The sequence below is a fragment of the Fibrobacter sp. UBA7003 genome (genome assembly GCA_002449765.1).
In the GTDB taxonomy this organism is placed as follows: domain Bacteria; phylum Fibrobacterota; class Fibrobacteria; order Fibrobacterales; family Fibrobacteraceae; genus Fibrobacter.
In genome coordinates, this window is sequence record DJXN01000012.1 from 290,753 (window position 1) to 309,633 (window position 18,881).

Below are 18,881 nucleotides of genomic sequence, written 5' to 3' on the forward strand. Positions count from 1 at the left end.
TCCAACGGAAAATTCGTTTTTGCTACATTTGGCCTACTATGTTTTCACAATTGACCGACTCTCTAGAATCTACCCTCAAGAACCTGCGCGGGCAGGGCAAGCTCACCGAAGAAAACGTTGCCGAATCGCTGCGCGAAGTGCGCCGCGCCTTCCTCGAAGCAGACGTGAACTTCAACGTGACCCGCGACTTCGTGAAGGCCGTCAAGGAAAAAGCCCTCGGTAGCGAGGTTCTCAATTCCGTGACCCCCGGTCAACAGATTGTGAAAATCATCCACGACGAGCTTGTGGCCGTCATGGGTGGCGAAACCAAAGAAATCAACCTCTCCGGCCCCGCTCCGGTCGGCATCATGATGGCGGGCCTCCAGGGTTCCGGCAAGACGACCTTCGCCGGCAAGATCGCCCTCTGGATGCGCAGCAAGAAGAAGAGGAAGCCGCTCCTCGTGGCAGCTGACGTGTACCGCCCGGCGGCAATCAAGCAATTGCAGGTACTCGGCAAGTCTATCGGCATCCCGGTCTACGAAGAAGGCCAGGGCGACCCGGTGGAAATTATCAAGCACGGTTACCAGTACGCCAAGGACAACGGCTTCGACCTCGTGATTTACGATACCGCGGGCCGCCTGCAGATTGACGAAGAGCTGATGCAGGAACTCGAGAAAGCTAAGGAAGCCGTCCACCCCGACGAAATCCTGTTCGTGGCCGACGCGATGATCGGTCAGGAAGCGGTGAACGTGGCCGAGACCTTCTGGCAGCGCCTCTCGTTTACGGGCGTGTGCCTCTCGAAGATGGACGGCGACACCCGCGGCGGTGCGGCCCTCAGCATCAAGAAGATGACGGGCGTGCCCATATGCTTTATCGGCGTGGGCGAAAAACTCCCCGACATCGAACTGTTCCACCCCGACCGCATGGCGAGCCGCATTCTCGGCATGGGCGATGTAGTGAGCCTCGTGGAAAAGGCACAGCAGGTCATTGACGAAAAGGATGCGAAGGACCTCAAGAAGAAGATTCTCAACAACACGTTCGACCTGAACGACTTCCTGAACCAGCTCCGCACCATCAAGAAGCTCGGCCGCATCAAGGATATCCTCGGGCTCATCCCGGGTTTGAACAAACTACCGCTCGACCAGATTGACGAGAAGCAGTTAGTTTATGTGGAAGCCATCCTCAGCTCCATGACCCCGAAGGAAAGGAAGAAGCCGCAGATTCTGGACGGAAGCCGCAAGAACCGCATCGCGAAGGGTTCGGGCACCGAGATTTCGCGCGTGAACGCCGTGCTCAAGCAATACGACGACATGAAGGAAATGTTCAAGAAGGTGGGCGACATGGCCCGCAAGCAGAACAACGGCGGCCAGATTGGGTCTAACTATACGCCGCCTAAGGTCAAAAAGAAGAGAAAATAACGACTAGGGAGGGGTTCTCCCTCGTAGGCAATTTCGGCGTTTTAGCGTAAATAATTACAAAATGACCTAATTTTACACTATATGAAAAAATTTTTCGTATAGTGTTTTCTTTTTTGTAAGAAAAATGGTAGATTGTAGACAGCAATATTTTCAAAAAACGAAAAAACAACAAAAAAGGAAAATAAATGGCATCTACCTCCTATTCCGCTAACGCGCTCGTCACGGCCCTCAAGAAACCCCGTGACAAATTCACCAAGGAAGATATCAAGAAGTACATCTTCGACAACGGCATCCGCCACCTGAACTTCATGTATGCAGGCGGAGACGGCCGTCTCAAGACCCTCAACTTCGTCATCAACGATGCCGACTACCTGGACGAAATCCTCAGCTGCGGCGAACGCGTGGACGGCTCCTCGCTGTTCAGCTACATCGAGGCCTCTTCTTCCGACCTCTACGTGGTGCCGAAATTCTCCTCCGCATTCATGGACCCGTTTGCGGAACTCCCGACCCTCTGCCTGCTCTGCTCCTTCTTCAACAAGGACGGACAGCCGCTGGAATCTTCCCCGGAATACACGCTCCACAAGGCATGCGAAGCCTTCAAGAAGGAGACCGGCATGGAATTCCAGGCCATGGGCGAACTGGAATACTACGTGATTGCCGACGACATGGGCGAATTCCCGGCAGTGGACCAGAAGGGCTACCACGAATCCGCACCGTTCGCGAAGTTCAACGAGTTCCGCCAGCAGTGCATGCTCTACATTGCACAGGCGGGCGGCCAGATCAAGTACGGCCACAGCGAAGTGGGCAATTTCACGCAAGACGGCAAGCTCTACGAGCAGAACGAAATCGAGTTCCTCCCCTGCGCCGCCGAAGATGCCGCCAACCAGCTCACCATCGCCAAGTGGATTATCCGTAACCTCGGCGCACAGCTCGGCCTCGACGTGACGTTTGCCCCGAAGATTACCGTTGGCAAGGCGGGTTCGGGCCTTCACATCCACATGCGCATCATGAAGGACGGCAACAACCAGATGCTCAAGAACGGCGTCATCAGCGAAACCGCCCGCCGCGCCATCGCCGGCATGATGAAACTCGCCCCGTCCATCACCGCGTTCGGCAACCAGAACCCGACATCTTACCTGCGCCTGGTGCCCCACCAGGAAGCCCCGACCAACGTGTGCTGGGGCGACCGCAACCGTTCCGTGCTCGTGCGCGTACCGCTCGGCTGGGCATCGAAGACCGACCTCTGCAAAATCGCGAACCCGAACGAGAAGGGCACGAGCTACGACACGCACCAGAAGCAGACCGTGGAAATGCGTTCCCCGGATGCATCCGCCAACGTGTACCTGCTCATGGCCGGCCTCTGCGTCGCCTGCCGCTACGGCCTCTCCCTCAAGGACGGCCTGAAGGTGGCCGAACAGACCTACGTGAACGTGAACATCCACAAGAAGGAAAACGCGAAGCTGTTGAGCAAGCTCGACACTCTGCCGGACAGCTGCTGGGCATCTGCCGACTGCCTTGCCAAGCAGAGGAAGGTGTACGAGGAATTCGGCGTGTTCAGCCCCGCCATGATCGACGGCATCATGGCCCAGCTCAAGGCCTTCAAGGACAAGACGCTCCGCGCCCAGGTCACGAAGTCCAAGACCGCCATGCAGAAGCTCGTGAAGACGTACTTCTACTGCGGCTAATACATCGCGCGCAATTTCAAAACAGGGTTCCGGTTTTTACCGGGACCCTTTCTTTATTCGATTTCCACCTTGATATCCACGCCAGGGAACACGGGTTTCGGCGCGTTCACGACAGGCGAAAGGATTCGGCGCACCGCCGAGAGGTCGTTCGACTTCAGGTACAGTTTTACCCAGCGAACGTTCTGCACCACGGGGATAAACGCATCCACCGGGCCCATGACCATCAGGCTCTTTTCGGCGCGGCAAAGCGCTTCCACGCGGGCGACAGCATCGCGCAGGGCGCCCTCGTCACGGCTCCCGAAGGAGACCTCCACCATTTTGCAGAACGGCGGATAGAATGCATCCTTGCGGTCGCGGGTTTCCATCTCGGCAAAGCCCGCAAAATCGTGGTGGAGCGCGAAGTTCATCACCGGCTCGTTCGGGTTCTGCGTCTGGATTAGCACGCGGCCCGTACCCCCGGCACGGCCCGCTCGCCCCGCCGTCTGGCTCAGCAACTGGAACAGCCGCTCCGTACTGCGGAAATCGGGCATCCCGAAACCGCTGTCGGCACCCACGACGCCCACGAGTTTCACGCCCGGAAAATCATGGCCCTTCGCGACCATCTGCGTGCCGAGCAGAATGTTGTATTCGCCCTTCCGGAACGATTCCAGAATCTTCTCGACCGAGCCCACGTTCTGCGTGGTATCGCGGTCCATGCGCACAATCTTTGCATCCGGCACCCACTCCAGGATTTCTTCCTCAAGCTTTTCGATGGCTCCACCGACGAACTCGTATGTTTCGGCCCCGCAGGCACGACACGGCGTGTTCACCGGGTAAAGCAGCCCGCAGTAGTGACACAGCAGGGAATTGTACTGCCTGTGGTAAACGAGCGGCACATGGCAGTTCTTGCAGTAGAGCGTCTCGCCGCATTCCCCGCAAATGCGGACCTTGGAATACCCGCGACGGTTCATGAGCACAATCGCCTGGTCGCCATCCGCAACGCACTTCACGAGGGCGTCGCGCAAATCGGGCGACATGAGGATTCCCTTCTGCTGGCGGACCTTCCCCATATCGACGATGCTCACCTCGGGCAGGCTCGCCGACGTCGCGCGTTTCTGCAACTTGAGGTATTTTAATTTATCTGTACTTGCGTTATGGAAAGTCTCGATGCACGGGGTCGCACTCCCGAGTACCACGAGCGCCCCGTACTTGTAGGCCAGGTGGAACGCGAGTTCGCGGGTATGGTAGCGCGGGGCGGGGTCCTGCTGCTTGAATGAGGAATCGTGCTCCTCGTCGAGAATGACGACATCGAAATCGAACGGTGCAAGTATCGCGCTCCGGGTCCCGAGAACCACACGCGCGCTCCCTTCCAGAATCGAGACGAAGGATTCGCGCCGCTTCGGGGCGGAGAGCGCCGAGTGCAGCACGTGCACGGGCACCCGCAAAAAGTCCTCGAACCGGCCCGCCGTCTGCGGGGTGAGCCCGATTTCGGGAACGAGAATCAAGACCTTCTTGCCACGGCACAACGCCTCGTAGGCAAGTTCCTGGTACACGCGCGTCTTGCCCGAACCGGTCACGCCATGCAAGAGCGAGCCCCGGAAGCCCGTACCCGAAAGGTCGGACACGAGCGAGTCGAGCGCCACCCGCTGTTCGTCGGTAAGCGGAGGCACGTCGGGGCGCGCGGGCATCTGGGCAGCCGCACCTTCCTCGCCAGAACGTTCCGTCTCCCGCGCCGCAAGCGCATCGAGATACTTCCCGAAATCGGCAGGCCAAAAGACATCCAGCGCCTTCATCGGTGTGCATATATAATAACGTGCCACCCACTCGAGCGATTCCATGTACCGTTCGCTAAAAACGTAGCCCGACGCATGCGGGTAGGCGCACCGCACGTTGAACGCGGGCCTTTCCGCATGCACCTTCGCGACAACCGCAAGCGATGGCGCCTTGCGTGTGGCAAACTGCACCCAGACCACGCTCCCCCGCCGGATTTCAGGGCCAGCGAACAGCCCGGAGGGCACCCCGTAGGTATAGACGGAGGGCGCCTGCGGGATATAGACCTCGCAGAACCGCTCCAGGGTTTCCGGGGCGCATTTGACCCGAATTTGCTCGGGCGCTTCCGTTTTGGGTATGCGTTTTGCCATTTTACCCCCAAAGATAGGTAAAGACAGCCCTATTTCAGCCCCCTTTATTGCCAAAAAATCGCCATTTTCTTAAACGTTCTCTTATCTTTTTATTTAGATTATGATATACGAACCTTAACCGGTTCGTCCACCTATTGGAGATTTTTATGAGCTTATTGGACGCATTTAAACCGAAATGGCAGAATTCCAACCCCGAAAAGCGCATGGAGGCCGTCACCGAGATGGATCCGCGCGAACAGAGCACCCTGGAACGAATCGCCCTTTCCGATGATGATAGTAGCGTAAGGACCGCAGCCGTAAAGAAGTTGACGATTATCCCGTCACTCGCTGCAATTTCGAAGAAGGACAGCGAGGCCGGCATCCGCCGCCTGGCTGAAACGCGCTACTTCGAAGAGGTCGCCAAGAAGCTCAAGGATTTCCGCGAACCCGCAAACGAAGAGGTCCTCCATTTCATCGACGAACTGAAAGACACGCGCTACGCCGACGAACTCGCCAAGTCCCTGCCCAGTTCCGAGCTCCGCCTCGAACTCATCAAGAAGACGGGCAAGGTGAACGTGCTCGTCCTCGCCGCGAACAGGGACGCCAAGGAAGACATCGCGAAGGCTGCCGTCGAACGCATCGAGTCCGAAGCTTCGCTCACCGACATCTCCAAGAATTCCAAGCATTCCTCCGTCCGTAAAATTGCCGCCGAGAAGCTCCGCGTCAAGAGGGAAACCGAAGACGGCGGCCGCAAGGCTGCAGCTCTCCTTGCCGGCAAGAGGAACGCGCTCGTCCAGCAGGCCCACCATTTCGCCGCCCAGAAGGATCCGCTCGCCGTCAAGCCGCAGTTCGACGCCCTGATGCAGGAAGCTAGGACCTTGGGCATGGGTCCGGACCAGGCGACCCTCGACGAAATCTACGCAAGTTTCATCAAGTTTGTGAACGAGGCCGACGCAGCACGTATCGCCGCCGAAAAGGCTGAAGCCGAAAAGGCAGAAAAGCGCACGCACCTCACCCAGACGCTCGAAGAAGTCGAAAGCATCCTCGATAGCGAGAACGCCGCCGAAAAGGCAGACCGCATCGCCGAAATCATCGACGAATGGAACGCACAGAAATCCATCATGGATGCCGCAAGCGTGAAGCGTTTCAACCTGGCACTCGTTCGCAGCCAGGAGCTCAAGAAGCAGGATCAGCCTGCCGAAGGCGAAAACCCTGCAGCGGCGACGGACGAGACCCAGGCACGCACCCAGCTGCTCGACATGCTCCGCGCTCTCGCCGACACCGACGCAAACGAAACCACTTCCAAGCACCTCCACGGAATCGTCCGCGACTGGGAGAAGCTCCCGCTGCTCGAAGGTGAAGACCCAATCCTGCAGACCTACAATTCGCTGCGCAACAAGCTCAAGGAAAAGATTTCCGCATTCGAGGATTCCGCACAAAAGACCTTCGAAGAAAATTCCGCCAAGCTCCGCGCCCTCATCGACCGCGTCAAGTCGTTCGACGAAAACGACGACTTCAAGGTCATCAGCCAGAAGCTCCGCGAAGCCTTCCAGGAATGGAAGACGATTGTCGGCGAGCAGAAGTTCAAGTACCACGACCTGTGGCTCGAATACAAGTCCGCCACCGAACGCTTCCAGGAAATGCGCCAGTGGGAATCCTGGCACAACGAAAAAGACCGTGCCACCGTCCTCGAAGAGATGGAAATGCTCGCGAAGGAGCCCGGCAGCCAGGATGTCCTCGACAAGCTGCGCGAATACAGCAACAAGTGGAAGAACATCGGTCCCGTCTCCGCCGCGAAGTTTACCGAATTCCGCGACAAGTTCCAGACCCTGTTCGAACAGATTAAGCAGAACTGCGCCCCCTTCATCGAAGAGCGCATGGCCGAACGCGTCAAGAACCTCGCCGACAAGGAAGCCCTCTGCCAGAAGGTAGACGAACTTGTCGCAAACACCGAGATGTTCTGGAAGGACAAGTACAAGGCCATGCAGGAGATCCAGGAATCCTGGAAGAACATCGGCATGGTACCCAAGGAAAACCTGAACGCCCTCATGGAGCGCTTCAAGGCATCGACCGGTGCATTCTTCGCCCAGTACAAGGAAAGCCTCAAGCAGGAAGACCAGAACCGCGAAGCGAACCTCGAAAAGAAGCTCAAGCTTTGCGAACAGGCCGAGGCGCTGCAGGAATCTTCCGACTGGAACGCAACTTCGAATAAGTTAAAGCAACTGCAGGACATGTGGAAGGCGACAGGGCCCGTGCCCAAGAGCAAGTCCGAAGAAGTCTGGACACGCTTCCGCAAGGCATGCGACTCCTTCTTCGAAAAGAAGCGCGCCCACTTCGAGACGCTCGACGCCTCCAAGCAGGAAAACCTCACCAAGAAAACGGCCCTTTGCGACAAGCTCGACACCATCGACGTAAGCAACATTACGCCCGAAGTCGTTGAACAGGTCAAGGCCATCGACGAGGAATGGAAGTCCATCGGCATGATTCCGAAGGAATCCATCGAGAGCATCAACGAACGCTTCAACAGCAAGATGAACCAGTTCATCTCGGCCCAGGCCGCGACCGACGAGGCCCTCAGCAAGCAGCTCGCCAAGATCAAGGCTCAGAAGCAGGAAATGATCGAGAAGGTGAAGCAGTTTGCCGAAAGCGCTGGCAGCAACCAGCTGGCCGACGCCGTGCGCGACCTCCAGAAGGACTGGCGCACCATCGGTTCCTGCGGCATCGAGGATACGGAACTCTACAAGGCGTTCCGCGAAGCCTGCGACGACTTCTTCACCCGCCGCCGCGACCAGCTCGACATCCAGGAACAGGCCCGCCAGAACAACCTCCAGAAGAAGGTGCTGCTCTGCGAACAGGCAGAAGCCCTCCTCGAAGGCCTGAGCGACGCGACCGTCGGCGAGGCCATGAACAAGGTCAAGCACCTGCGCCGCCTGTGGAAGGACGTGGGAGCAGTGCCGCGCGAGCAGAGCGACAAGGTCTGGAAACGCTTCAACGGAGCATGCGACAAGGTGTTCGCGTTCGGCCGCAAGGACGAACCCGCAGCACCGAGCAATCCAGCATAAAGCGCGGTAAGCAACGAAACAGGATTTAGGGATGGCACAACCGCCATCCCTTTTCTATTTTTGTGCCATAATGAAGTTCCCCCCTTGGACAAGCGTTTCAGAAGCCGCCAGGCTCCTCAAGGAAGGCGAAGTGGTCGCCATCCCGACAGAGACCGTCTATGGGCTTGCGGGGAACGCATACAATCCCGAAGCGCTCGCGAAGATTTTCGCCGCGAAGGAACGGCCCACGTTCGACCCGCTTATCGTGCATATTGCCGACATCGCGGAACTGGAGAACGTCGCCCGCGATATTCCCGATGCCGCATACCGGCTGGCAGAAGCCTTCTGGCCCGGGCCGATGACCATCATCCTCCCCAAGAAGGACTGCATCCCCGACCTTTGCACGAGCGGGCTGCCCTCGGTGGCGGTAAGGTTCCCGAGCCACCCCGTAGCGCAGGCGATTATCAAGGAATCGGGACTCCCGCTTGCGGCCCCGAGCGCAAACCTGTTCAAGCACGTGAGCCCCACCACCGCGGAACACGTGGCTGCGCAACTCGCCGACCGCATCGCGGGCATCGTCGATGGCGGCCCCTGCAGCGTCGGGGTTGAAAGCTCCATCATATCGCTCGCGGGAAAAACGCCCACGGTACTGCGCCCGGGTGCGATTACGCCCGAGATGTTCGCGAAGGTTCTCGGCAATGTCGCCGTCAAGGAATCCACATCCAAGCCCGGGCAGGCCATGCAGGCACCGGGCCAGTGCGACACGCATTACCGCCCGCAGGTGCCGCTGTACTTCGGCGAAGTACCCGCAGGCTACAAGCTGCCGGAGCGAACCGTACGCATCGCGTTCGGTAACCAGGCCGGAGCAATCCCCGCCACAGTGAACTTGTCTGCAACGGGTGATATGACCGAGGCGACCGCAAGGCTATACGCCTACATGCACGACCTGGATACGCCCGATTACGACTTGATTCTCGTGGACCCGATACCCAACAAGGGAATCGGCATCGCCCTGAACGACCGCCTGAAGCGCGCCAGTATCAAGGCTCTCCCGTAAAAAAAACGGCCAAAACGAAACATTTTCGCGTTTTGATCGTTTTTATAGGTAGGCGAGTCCGCAACGGCAGGGGCTTGCGTTTACGGAGATGGTTTAGTTATATTATTTGAAAGCACAGGAGCATGGCATGACGACGAAGGAAGATTACGAATGCTGGGCCGCCGGAAAGATCATTGCTGCTGAGGCTAAAGGTGAAGCTCGTGGCGAATCCAAAGGTCATGCAGATGCTATTGGCATCCTGAAAGACATGGGGTTTCCCGCAGAACAGATTGCCGAGGTTCAAGCAAGGCTTGACGCTAAAGCAACGAAATAGCCGCCTTACATCGGGAACAGCTTGTAGTGTTCCCGCGTATAAGTGCTCGTGTAGGCGTTGAAGTGCCACCATTCGTGTTTCAGCATCACCCAGCCGGCGGCCTTCATGATACGACGCAACTTGTTCCTGTTGTCAACCTGTTCCTGCGTCAGGCGCCCGCTTTTGAGCGCATCCGCCTCACCTACCGCGCCCGCGCAGCGTTCAAACGAATCGAAATCCGTTCCCATGTCGAGCGGCGTCCCCGTGCTATCGGTAATGCTCAGGTCCAGCGCCAAGCCGTAGTTGTGCAGGCCGCCCCTCACCGCCGACGAAACGAAGTTGGTGTACGGAGTCCCCTGCACCGTTTTCTTGAGCGCTGCCTGCGCATAAATGGGGCGCGCCGCATCGAAAATCACGAGCTTCGAGCCGGGCATCTCCTTTTCCATGATGGCAAAGGTCTTCTTGAGTTTTGCGTAGGCATCCCTGTGGACAAAGGCCCTCTGCTCGCCGCAATACAGGTCGTGCCCCGTTACGTTGTTGAAAGTTCCGTAGCGCAAGTCCATGACAAGCAGGGGTTCATTGGTTATTTCCACGAGGTCCTTGTTAGACGATGCGTATTCGATCCACTTTTGGACCTCCGCACAAAAGCGCTTCGGTTCCTTCGGCTTCGGCGGTTCGAACCTGGCGTCCGTCTCGTGCGCCATCACCGACGCTGCAAGGAGCGACAGACAAAAAAGCAGCGCTTTCATCATATTCCAAGCAGCACTTCCACGCCGAACTGGAAGTACAGTCCCATGCCCTTCGCCATGAACGGTTCGAGCCTGTAGCCATTTTCCGAATTCTTGTCGCCGTCCTTCGTGACCCAGGAACGTTCGCGGGCGTTCTCGGAACCCAGGAACTTGAGCGCATCCACGTCGAGGTTCCCGAACAAATTATCCAGTTCCAGGTAGAATCTGGATTTGCGGAACCAACCCTTGTCGCGGACAATATCGAGATTCACGCGCACATCCGTACGGAAGAAATCGGTAAATTCCTCCAGGTCGCGGAGCCTGCGCGTCCCGAGTATCTGGTTTTCCTGGTCCGAGGGCTTGATATCGTAAAAATAGAGCGGACGGTGCAACGCCGCATGGTGCGTGAGGATAATCGAGAACAGCGAATCCTTGCGCGGGTAGTAGCGGAAATGCGAAACGATATCGAATCTCGAATTCGCTTCCCACGGGAGCGAACCGGTACCTTCGAGTTCGTATTCGCCATAGACGGAACTCACGTTCGTTGACATCGAGAAATGGTGCGAAGTCTTCCAATCCACCTTCGCATTCGCACCGAGCACCCAGGCGAATTCCACGGGAGTAATGTCCCTGTACTGCGCATAGGCCTTGGGCAGGGGCAGCACCGGGTCGAAGTAGTAGCGGCCAAAGCCGCTCGCCCGCGCAATCAGGTACTTGGAATTGTAGCCAAGTCCCACCTTCGCCGAAGCGCCCGTTTCAAGCCTTCCCGTCAGGTTTCCGTCATCGTAGAGGTATTTCCAGTCACTGCGGTAGGCCGCGCTGCTGAACAGGCGCCAATACGTGGAATCCTTTTCGCTCAGGTTCTTCTCGAAATCGAGCGAGACCGTCGGGCGCGCATTGTGGTCAATAGCGTCGGCCACCGCACCGAGCGAAAAGATTGTCTGCGAATAATCCGACTTCCAGTCAAAGCGGCTCACGCCCGAAAGCACACCCGTCGTATAGTCGTCTTCCTGCTTGCCTCCAAAGTCCAGGTAACTGCGGTCGACAAAATGCTGCTCATAGAGCAGGGCACCGCTCACCTTGGAACCGAGCAGTTTCGCCTTGAATTCCTTGTCCGCACCGGCGCTAATGACCGTATGCGTCATCTCGTAGGCGTCGATAAAGGCAGCCATCTCCCTCGACGAGACGGAGTTGCGGAATCCGGTCGTATCCTGCAGGGTGTCGCCCACGTTTTCGCGCACGAATCCCGCATGCAGGCTTGTCCCGAACTTGGAATTGTATTCCGCTCCGATGACCAGGTAATCCTGGTTCCCCTTGATGATGTCGACTTCGTTCACCTGATCGTACGCAGTAGTCGTGTCCTGGCTGATGGAGTATTCGTCGGTACTGTACAGGGCCCGGAGCGCCCAGGTGTTGCCCATTGAATCGGAGCCGTTAAGTTGTGCATAGAAATCCATCGCCGAAAGATCGAAGGGGTCGGAGGATTTCACGCGACAATCATCCACGCAGTCGCCATCGCGCTTCCTGAATTCGGTGAAGAACTTTTCGCCCAGGTTCTTGAGCATCTCGCCATCGAGCCTGCGGAACGCGAAACGGAAGCTGTCCCAGAAAAGGAACGGGGAATCGAACTGGATTTCCTGCACCGTGAGGCCCGCAGCCCCCTTGAGTCCCCACTCGCCCTTCGTCTGCTCGGGAATATACTGCACCGAAGTTGCAAGACCCTGGCCGATCGGACCGCTGCCGTAGTGGTCATGAATCTCGATGCCGCTCAGTATGTGCGGGTTCACCACCGAAAGGTTGCCGGGGAACCCGACATCGAGGTGGCGCATGTTCGGGATGCGGAGCCGCCCCAGGTGGTAGGCCACGTCGCCCGCGCGGGAGCCGTCGTAGTAGAGCGCGCTGCTGAAATCCTTCTGCCCGGAAATTCCCGGCATCTGCCCCAGGTGTTCCGTCAAGTCAAAGCGCATGCCCGCCGCATCTTCGAGCTTATCGACCGACACCTTGCGTTGCGGTTCCCACTTCTCCGGTTCGCCGCCACCCACAATCGTACTCGAACCGAGGTCGCGGAGGTCGGTCGAGAGCGTCACGACCATGTCGAGCAGGTCCGCAAAATCCTGCAGGTCCACATACACGCTGTCGTAGCCTTCCTTCTGGAAAACAAGCGACGCGTTCTTCGAATCCACGGTAAATTCGAAACGTCCATTCGAGGATGTCTTGCCGAGTTTTTTGCCGGAGCGGTAGGTAATCTGAACTCCGTCAAGCGGCAGGTCCGAACCCATTTCGAGGACCACGCCCACGACAGGCGTAGGGGTCGCCGCAAACAGGTTCGCCGCCAGGAACAGGGCTATAAGGAGCAGGGATCGAAATCTCATGGATACTAAATTAGAATTTTATGCCGCCGCAGTCCACCAAATTTTATATTTCTCTGCGTATGCTCGATATTTTTCTAGTGCAGATGGAAATCGCGCCGAACGACAAGGCCAGGAATTTCGAAAAGGTCGAAACGCTCACCCGCGAAATCCGCAAACGAACCGAGGATTCCGTTCCCGGGCTCATCGTGCTGCCCGAAATGTTCGCCACAGGCTACCTTCCCTTGCACCCCGAGAGGGCCGCCGAAGACTTTTCCGACGAATCAAGCGGAGAAACGGCAAGTTTTTTGAACAAACTCGCAAGCCAGACAGGGTGCGCCGTCATGGGCGCAGGGATATCGCGCAAAGGCCCTTCGCTCGCGAACCACGCAAGCGTCTACCTGTCCGGAAACCCGCACGAATACGCAAGCTACGACAAGCGGAAGCCCTTCTTCATGGAGCAGGAAAAATTCACCGCCGGGCAGGACATTAGTTTGTTTAAAATACAGGAATGGAACATAGCGCCGACCATCTGTTTCGACCTACGATTCCCGGAGCTCTACCGCGATGCGGTCAAGGCGGGAGCGAACCTCCTGACCGTGCAGGCCGCCTGGCCTGCCGAAAGAATCCTGCACTGGGATACGCTATTGCAGGCGCGCGCCATCGAGAACCAGGCCTATGTCGTCGCCGTCAACTGCGTCACCGCCGATAGCAAATACAATGGGCATTCACGCATTATCGACCCGTTCGGAAACATTGTCGCGAAGGCCGATTCCAATACGGAATGTATCGTGTCCGCACGCATCGAAATCGAACCGCTCCTCCGCTACCGCGAGAGTTTTCCCGTCCTGAAAAGCATCTGACGCGTGACATAAATCACAGCGCGATTTTAGGCTGGAATAATACACTTTGGAGCACCAGTTTCGTAACTCCTTATTTATCAACAGATTATATTTTTCTTGCAAAAGGGGAGTGTGTGATAGACTTTACACATTGTTTCTTACCAAAAAAAATGACATGCTTTTGCCACAAAAATATTCTATTTTCTGGATGTAAAACAAAAACACCCAGAGGTTCCTATGACATCACCAGACATGAACAAGCTGAACTACGCTAGGGCCCTCATCAAAGCCGGACTTGCCCGCGATTTGATTCTGAAAATTACGCTGATTTCCAGCTACCAGTACATGCAAATCCAACGCGAAGTCCTCGCTGCATAACGCCCGCGCCGAATGCAACTCGTTCTGACTATTCCCGCGCAGCCCGCCACTCAGATGAAAGAGAGGCAGGCTGCGCTTCTTGCATGTTATAGGGACGGCACGCTCCTGCTCGACGCCCGCGATTACGAGAAGCCCGCCAGGTTCTACCTCACCCCGAAAGATGTTTTCCCCTGGGAACAGTTCCTCGCAAAGATGCTCTGTGCCTGGCAACTCGGCGACTACAGTGATGTGCCGCCGCAATTCAAGCCGCAAAAACGGATTCCGCAGTTCGTGGTGGACGGGTTTCCCGCCGAACCGCTCGAAAACAAGCTCAAGATTCTCGCGACACTCCGCACGCAGGGATATTTCCCTGCACTGACAGCCCGGAAATAGTTCTATTGCTATTTTTCAAAGCATGGATAGCATGCAAGATATCGCAAGCAAGCGCTGGTTCATGGGAAAGGGACGCAAGATCGATTCCATCGAGACCGTGGACCGCGTCGCCATCGGGGAAACGTTTCTTTCCATCGTCCGCGTGAACTTTGCCGCAAGCGAAAACTGCGAGTCCGACCTCTACGCCGTCATTGAAGACGAGACCCGCACTACAGACTTTTTCTACGACGTGTTTTCGTGCGAGAAGGCAAGATACGGCACGCAATCCGGCGAGTTTATGTTCATGCAGACAGAGCATTTCCCCGTAGATGTTTCCCTGCACGAACTTTTCAATATAGCCCCGCTCGATGCCGAGCAGAGCAATTCCGCATTCGCATCCAAGCATTTTTTCTTCAAGCTGTACCGCAGGCTTTTACCGGGCATTCACCCCGAAGTCGAAATCATGGAACAACTCGACCGCAAACGCTCCGGCGTGAGCCCACAGCTCTACGGCACATGCTACTACGCAGATGCCACGGGGAAACGCTACACCCTCGGGATTCTCGAGGAACGTGCAACCGGCATGCAGGATGCGTGGGCGTATTTCAACGGCGTGATGGACGCGCCGTGCGCCGAGGCACTCGGGATAGCGACTGCGAAGATGCACCGCGCCCTCAGGGGACTCCCGGGCACGCCTGCGCAGAATCCCGAAATACCATTTGACAAATTGGAACATCTTTTGAACTGCGCAACGGGCAGTGAAATGCGCGAACTCGCCGAAAAGGTGAAAGCGACTTTGCCGAAACTCAAGCGCATGGCGAAAGATGCGTTCGGAGCGCCAACCGGCAGCGAGTTGTTCGCACCGCAGCGCATCCACGGGGATTACCACCTGGGGCAGGTGCTGGTTGCCGCCGCAGATTTCAAGATTCTCGATTTTGAAGGCGAACCCTCCCGCACGCTCGAATACCGCAGGGCACTCCGCTCCCCACTTGTTGATGTCGCAGGCATGTTGCGCAGTTTCCAGTACGCGGAAGCAACATCCGGGTTCGACTGCACCGCATGCGAACGCGCGTTTCTTGAAGGCTACGCACAAGCCGCGCACGTAGATGCAGGCAACGCGCAAATCGACCTCGACACCCTCGAGCGTGCAGCCACCCCGTATATCCTAGCAAAGGCCGTTTACGAAGCCTGCTACGAACTCGAGTTCAGGCCCGGATGGTTCCACATCCCGGCCCGCGCGCTCATTAAACTCGCCTGCTAGACCGCAGCCGCCGCAAATTTCTATATTTGCATTCGCTATGACAGTCGAAGAAATGGAAAAGCGCCTCCGCGACGAGGCCTCGGAACTAGCCGCCAACGAACCGCTCTCGAAGCTCATGCTCGAAGAGCAGGTGTTGAGCCGCAAGAACTTTGCCGACATGCTATCCGTAACGCTCGCCTGTCAACTCGCGGGCGAAGTCATCGACCGTGCGGAACTCGAGAAGATGTTCAACGCGCTGTACATCAAGTACCCCGAACTGCTCGTTTCCGCCTGCAAGGACCTGAACGCAACCGTACTCCGCGACCCTGCCTGCACCAGCTACCTCGAACCGCTCCTGCTGTTCAAGGGTTTCCAGGGTCTGCAGGCCTACCGCGTGGCGCACGCCCTCTGGACGGAGAACCGCCCCTTCCCCGCCAAGATGCTCCAGAACATCGTGAGCCGCAAGTTCGGTATGGACATTCACCCGGCGGCAAAAATCGGGCACGGCCTGTTGATTGACCATGCGACAAACATCGTCATCGGCGAAACTGCCGTCGTCGGCAACAACGTGAGCTTCTTGCACGGCGTGACGCTCGGCGGTACCGGCAACGAAGTCGGCGACCGTCACCCGAAAATCGGGAACGGCGTGATGCTCGGCGCACACGCCCAGCTGCTCGGCAACATCCACATCGGCGACTGCGCGAAGATTGGCGCGGGCGCGGTTGTGCTCTGCGACGTTCCGCCGCACACGACATACGCAGGCGTCCCCGCCGTCGAAGTCGGCCACCCGACCGACGACATGCCCAGCTTCAACATGCAACAAGACTTCACGCGCGACTGCGACTAAACTAGACGAAAGTACGCTGCGTCGCAATGCGGCTCGCTACAGACGAAAGACGAAAGGAGGCGCAGGACATGAAAAAAACGGACAAGATCAAGTTCATCGGCGAAAAGCTGGACGAACTCTTCCCGAACCCGCCGATTCCGCTGGACTACTCAAACGCCTACACGATGCTTGTCGCCGTCGTATTGAGCGCGCAATGCACCGACATCCGCGTGAACCAGGTAACGAAGGTGTTGTTCAAGAAAGCGAAAACGCCCGCCGCCATGGTCAAGCTCGGCATCGACGCGATTGCAGAAATCATCAAGCCGTGCGGATTCTTCAACACGAAAAGCAAGAACATTTACAACCTGTCGAAAACGCTCGTCGAGAAACACGGCGGTGAAGTCCCCCGCACATTCGAAGAACTCGAATCACTCCCCGGCGTAGGCCACAAGACGGCAAGCGTCGTGATGAGCCACATCTTCAAGATTCCCGCCTTCCCCGTCGATACGCACATCCACCGCCTAGCCAAGCGCTGGGGACTATCGGACGGCAGTAGCGTGGAACAGACCGAGGCCGACCTCAAGAAAATTTTCCCGAAGGAAGAATGGGAAAAACGCCACCTGCAGATTATCTACTTCGGGCGCACGTACTGCAAGGCTATGGGTCACAAGCCCGAAAACTGCCCCATCTGCAAAATCGTAGGCAGCAAATAATTCTATTGAAAGAAACAAAGATGCCCGGTCAAGCCGGGCATGACAAGTCCTAGTATCTGCAAACTGTTAGCGCTCGCCCTTGAGCAGTTCCTCGAAGTAGACAATCGTCTTCTCGAGACCCTGGCGCAGCGGGATTGTCGGTTCCCAACCGAGTGCGGACTTGGCGAGGTCGATATTCGGGCGGCGCATCTTCGGGTCGTCACCCGGAAGCGGCTTGTACACAATCTTGCTCTTGGAACCGGTGAGGTCAAGCACTTCCTTCGCAAGTTCAAGCATTGTAAATTCGCCAGGGTTCCCGATGTTCACGGGTCCAATAATCTTGTCCTGGTTCATCATGCGCACAAAACCTTCGATGAGGTCATCCACATAGCAAAAACTGCGGGTCTGGCTGCCGTCGCCGTAAATCGTGAGATCTTCGCCCTTGAGCGCCTGCACAATAAAGTTCGACACCACGCGACCATCGTTCATAAGCATGCGCGGGCCGTACGTATTGAAAATACGCACGATGCGGATGTCCACGTTATTTTGCCTGTGGTAATCCATAAAGAGCGTTTCAGCAACGCGCTTGCCTTCGTCGTAGCAGCTGCGGATACCGATCGGGTTCACGTTGCCCCAGTAGTCTTCGGTCTGCGGGTGAACAGCCGGATCACCGTAGACTTCGCTGGTGGAAGCCTGCAGAATACGGGCCTTCACACGCTTCGCCATGCCAAGCATATTGATAGCGCCCATCACGCTCGTCTTGATGGTCTTTACCGGGTTGAACTGGTAATGAATGGGGCTCGCGGGGCACGCGAGATTAAAGATGCGGTCCACTTCCAGCAAAATCGGTTCCGTCACGTCGTGGCGAATGAGCTCGAAGTTCCGGTTATCGCGCAGGTGAGCGACATTCACCATACGACCCGTGAAATAGTTGTCAAGGCAAATCACCTCATGACCGTCGTCCAGCAGACGTTCGCACAAGTGACTTCCCAGGAATCCTGCACCACCGGTAACTAAGCAACGCATAGGGACCTCTCTTTAAAATTACTCGTCGGAGTCTCGCTCCAGTTCTGCGGCAGAATTGCCATGGAGCGCCACCAGGCGCACACCGTTCAGAGTCAGGTACGGGTCGTAGGTATCGATAACCTTGCTGTGCCCCATCACCATGCGGCCCCAGCCACCCGTCGCAAACACGGGAACCTTCTTCTTGCCCATTTCGTCCTTGATCTTTGCCACCAAGGTTTCAAGTTCCGCCATAAAACCGTACAGAAGACCCGCGCGGATGGCATCGTCAGTATTGTTTGCAATAACGTGTTCCGGCCACTCGATGCTTACCGGCAACAGGCGCGCCGCCTTCTCGGTCAAGACATCGAGGCTTGCGCTAATGCCCGGAATAATTATACCGCCAGCGAAGCCGCCGTCCTTCATCACGTCAAATGTCGTTGCCGTGCCCATATCCACCACGATGGCATCCTTGTAGCCACGGTCACGGAGTGCGATAATGTTGCACAAGCGGTCGGCACCGAGCGACGCCGGGTTCGGGTAGGCAATCGGGCAACCGAGGCAGTTCTTGGAACTTACCACCTGCACCGGGCGCTTGAGGAGCGTCTGCAGGGCCTTGATCCAGGGGCGCTCATGCGCGGGCACCACCGTCGAGAGGCCCACATGCGTAATCTCCGTCGGCTTGATTTTCGAAAAGCGCACAAGTCCGCCAATGCGGTTCATCACCTCGTCGCTCGTCGTTTCCTTGCGGGTAGTAAGCCTCCAGTGGTCCACCACCTTGTCGCCCTTGAAAATACCCAAAACCGTGTGGGAGTTGCCCACATCCACGACGAAGCTAAAAGTTTCGCGATTCGACTTCCGTACAGTTTTATCCAAATTCTTTTTCATGCGCAAATCAAAAAA

Annotated in this window: 16 protein-coding genes; 11 read left to right on the forward strand and 5 right to left on the reverse strand. The window is 57.0% G+C overall.

Annotated features, from left to right (window positions below; all coding sequences use genetic code 11):
* Nucleotides 1-38 precede the first annotated feature (38 nt).
* Both ffh and B2952_RS09505 read left to right on the forward strand, forming a co-directional pair.
* On the forward strand, nt 39-1,397 hold the full coding sequence (gene ffh / locus B2952_RS09500) for a signal recognition particle protein (RefSeq protein WP_072809714.1): 1,359 nt from the start codon (nt 39-41) through the stop codon (nt 1,395-1,397).
* A gap of 185 nt (nt 1,398-1,582) precedes the next feature.
* Nucleotides 1,583-3,082, forward strand: coding sequence for a glutamine synthetase family protein (locus B2952_RS09505; protein ID WP_290731915.1), 1,500 nt, complete (start codon nt 1,583-1,585; stop codon nt 3,080-3,082).
* A 53-nt stretch (nt 3,083-3,135) separates the two neighbouring features.
* Here B2952_RS09505 and priA read toward each other — a convergent pair whose 3' ends face one another.
* Nucleotides 3,136-5,202, reverse strand: coding sequence for a replication restart helicase PriA (gene priA, locus B2952_RS09510; RefSeq protein WP_290734937.1), 2,067 nt, complete (start codon nt 5,200-5,202; stop codon nt 3,136-3,138).
* Between the two features lie 146 nt (nt 5,203-5,348).
* On the opposite strand from priA, the gene B2952_RS09515 reads away from it, so the two are divergent.
* The 3 genes from B2952_RS09515 to B2952_RS09525 all read left to right on the forward strand — a co-directional run bounded on the left by B2952_RS09515 (nt 5,349) and on the right by B2952_RS09525 (nt 9,592).
* Nucleotides 5,349-8,243, forward strand: coding sequence for a DUF349 domain-containing protein (locus tag B2952_RS09515; protein ID WP_290734939.1), 2,895 nt, complete (start codon nt 5,349-5,351; stop codon nt 8,241-8,243).
* Between the two features lie 70 nt (nt 8,244-8,313).
* Complete coding sequence (locus B2952_RS09520; protein ID WP_290734941.1) at nt 8,314-9,279, forward strand: L-threonylcarbamoyladenylate synthase; 966 nt, start codon at nt 8,314-8,316, stop codon at nt 9,277-9,279.
* A gap of 127 nt (nt 9,280-9,406) precedes the next feature.
* Nucleotides 9,407-9,592, forward strand: a complete 186-nt coding sequence (locus tag B2952_RS09525) for a hypothetical protein (protein ID WP_173382264.1) — start codon at nt 9,407-9,409, stop codon at nt 9,590-9,592.
* Between the two features lie 5 nt (nt 9,593-9,597).
* Here B2952_RS09525 and B2952_RS09530 read toward each other — a convergent pair whose 3' ends face one another.
* Together B2952_RS09530 and B2952_RS09535 are read right to left on the reverse strand one after the other, a co-directional pair.
* Nucleotides 9,598-10,323 (reverse strand): M15 family metallopeptidase, encoded by a 726-nt coding sequence (locus tag B2952_RS09530; RefSeq protein WP_290734944.1) that lies wholly within the window; start codon nt 10,321-10,323, stop codon nt 9,598-9,600.
* Nucleotides 10,320-12,671, reverse strand: a complete 2,352-nt coding sequence (locus tag B2952_RS09535) for a hypothetical protein (protein ID WP_173382265.1) — start codon at nt 12,669-12,671, stop codon at nt 10,320-10,322. The genes B2952_RS09530 and B2952_RS09535 overlap by 4 nt, the downstream gene beginning before the upstream one ends.
* A gap of 59 nt (nt 12,672-12,730) precedes the next feature.
* Between B2952_RS09535 and B2952_RS09540 the strand changes: the two genes are divergently transcribed.
* The 6 genes from B2952_RS09540 (at nt 12,731) to nth (ending at nt 16,997) form a co-directional block, all read left to right on the forward strand.
* Entirely contained in the window at nt 12,731-13,510 is a 780-nt protein-coding gene (locus B2952_RS09540; protein ID WP_290731936.1) for a nitrilase-related carbon-nitrogen hydrolase, read from the forward strand.
* A gap of 216 nt (nt 13,511-13,726) precedes the next feature.
* A complete protein-coding gene (locus B2952_RS09545) occupies nt 13,727-13,867 on the forward strand; it encodes a hypothetical protein (RefSeq protein ID WP_173365295.1) in 141 nt (46 codons plus the stop codon).
* Between the two features lie 12 nt (nt 13,868-13,879).
* Nucleotides 13,880-14,239 carry a hypothetical protein gene (locus B2952_RS09550; RefSeq protein ID WP_173365315.1) on the forward strand — a complete coding sequence of 120 codons (360 nt, stop codon included), beginning with the start codon at nt 13,880-13,882 and terminating at the stop codon, nt 14,237-14,239.
* 22 nt (nt 14,240-14,261) lie between these two features.
* Entirely contained in the window at nt 14,262-15,479 is a 1,218-nt protein-coding gene (locus B2952_RS09555) for a phosphotransferase (RefSeq protein WP_290731939.1), read from the forward strand.
* Nucleotides 15,480-15,516: 37 nt separating this feature from the next.
* The gene (cysE, locus tag B2952_RS09560; protein WP_290734946.1) at nt 15,517-16,305 is read left to right on the forward strand and encodes a serine O-acetyltransferase; all 789 of its coding nucleotides are present in this window, start codon (nt 15,517-15,519) and stop codon (nt 16,303-16,305) included.
* A gap of 68 nt (nt 16,306-16,373) precedes the next feature.
* The gene (nth, locus tag B2952_RS09565; RefSeq protein WP_173382269.1) at nt 16,374-16,997 is read left to right on the forward strand and encodes an endonuclease III; all 624 of its coding nucleotides are present in this window, start codon (nt 16,374-16,376) and stop codon (nt 16,995-16,997) included.
* Between the two features lie 66 nt (nt 16,998-17,063).
* On the opposite strand, the gene B2952_RS09570 is transcribed toward nth, so the two are convergent.
* Together B2952_RS09570 and B2952_RS09575 are read right to left on the reverse strand one after the other, a co-directional pair.
* Nucleotides 17,064-18,002, reverse strand: a complete 939-nt coding sequence (locus B2952_RS09570) for a UDP-glucuronic acid decarboxylase family protein (protein WP_290734948.1) — start codon at nt 18,000-18,002, stop codon at nt 17,064-17,066.
* Nucleotides 18,003-18,020: 18 nt separating this feature from the next.
* Complete coding sequence (locus B2952_RS09575; protein WP_290731948.1) at nt 18,021-18,866, reverse strand: type III pantothenate kinase; 846 nt, start codon at nt 18,864-18,866, stop codon at nt 18,021-18,023.
* Between the last annotated feature and the right edge of the window lie 15 nt (nt 18,867-18,881).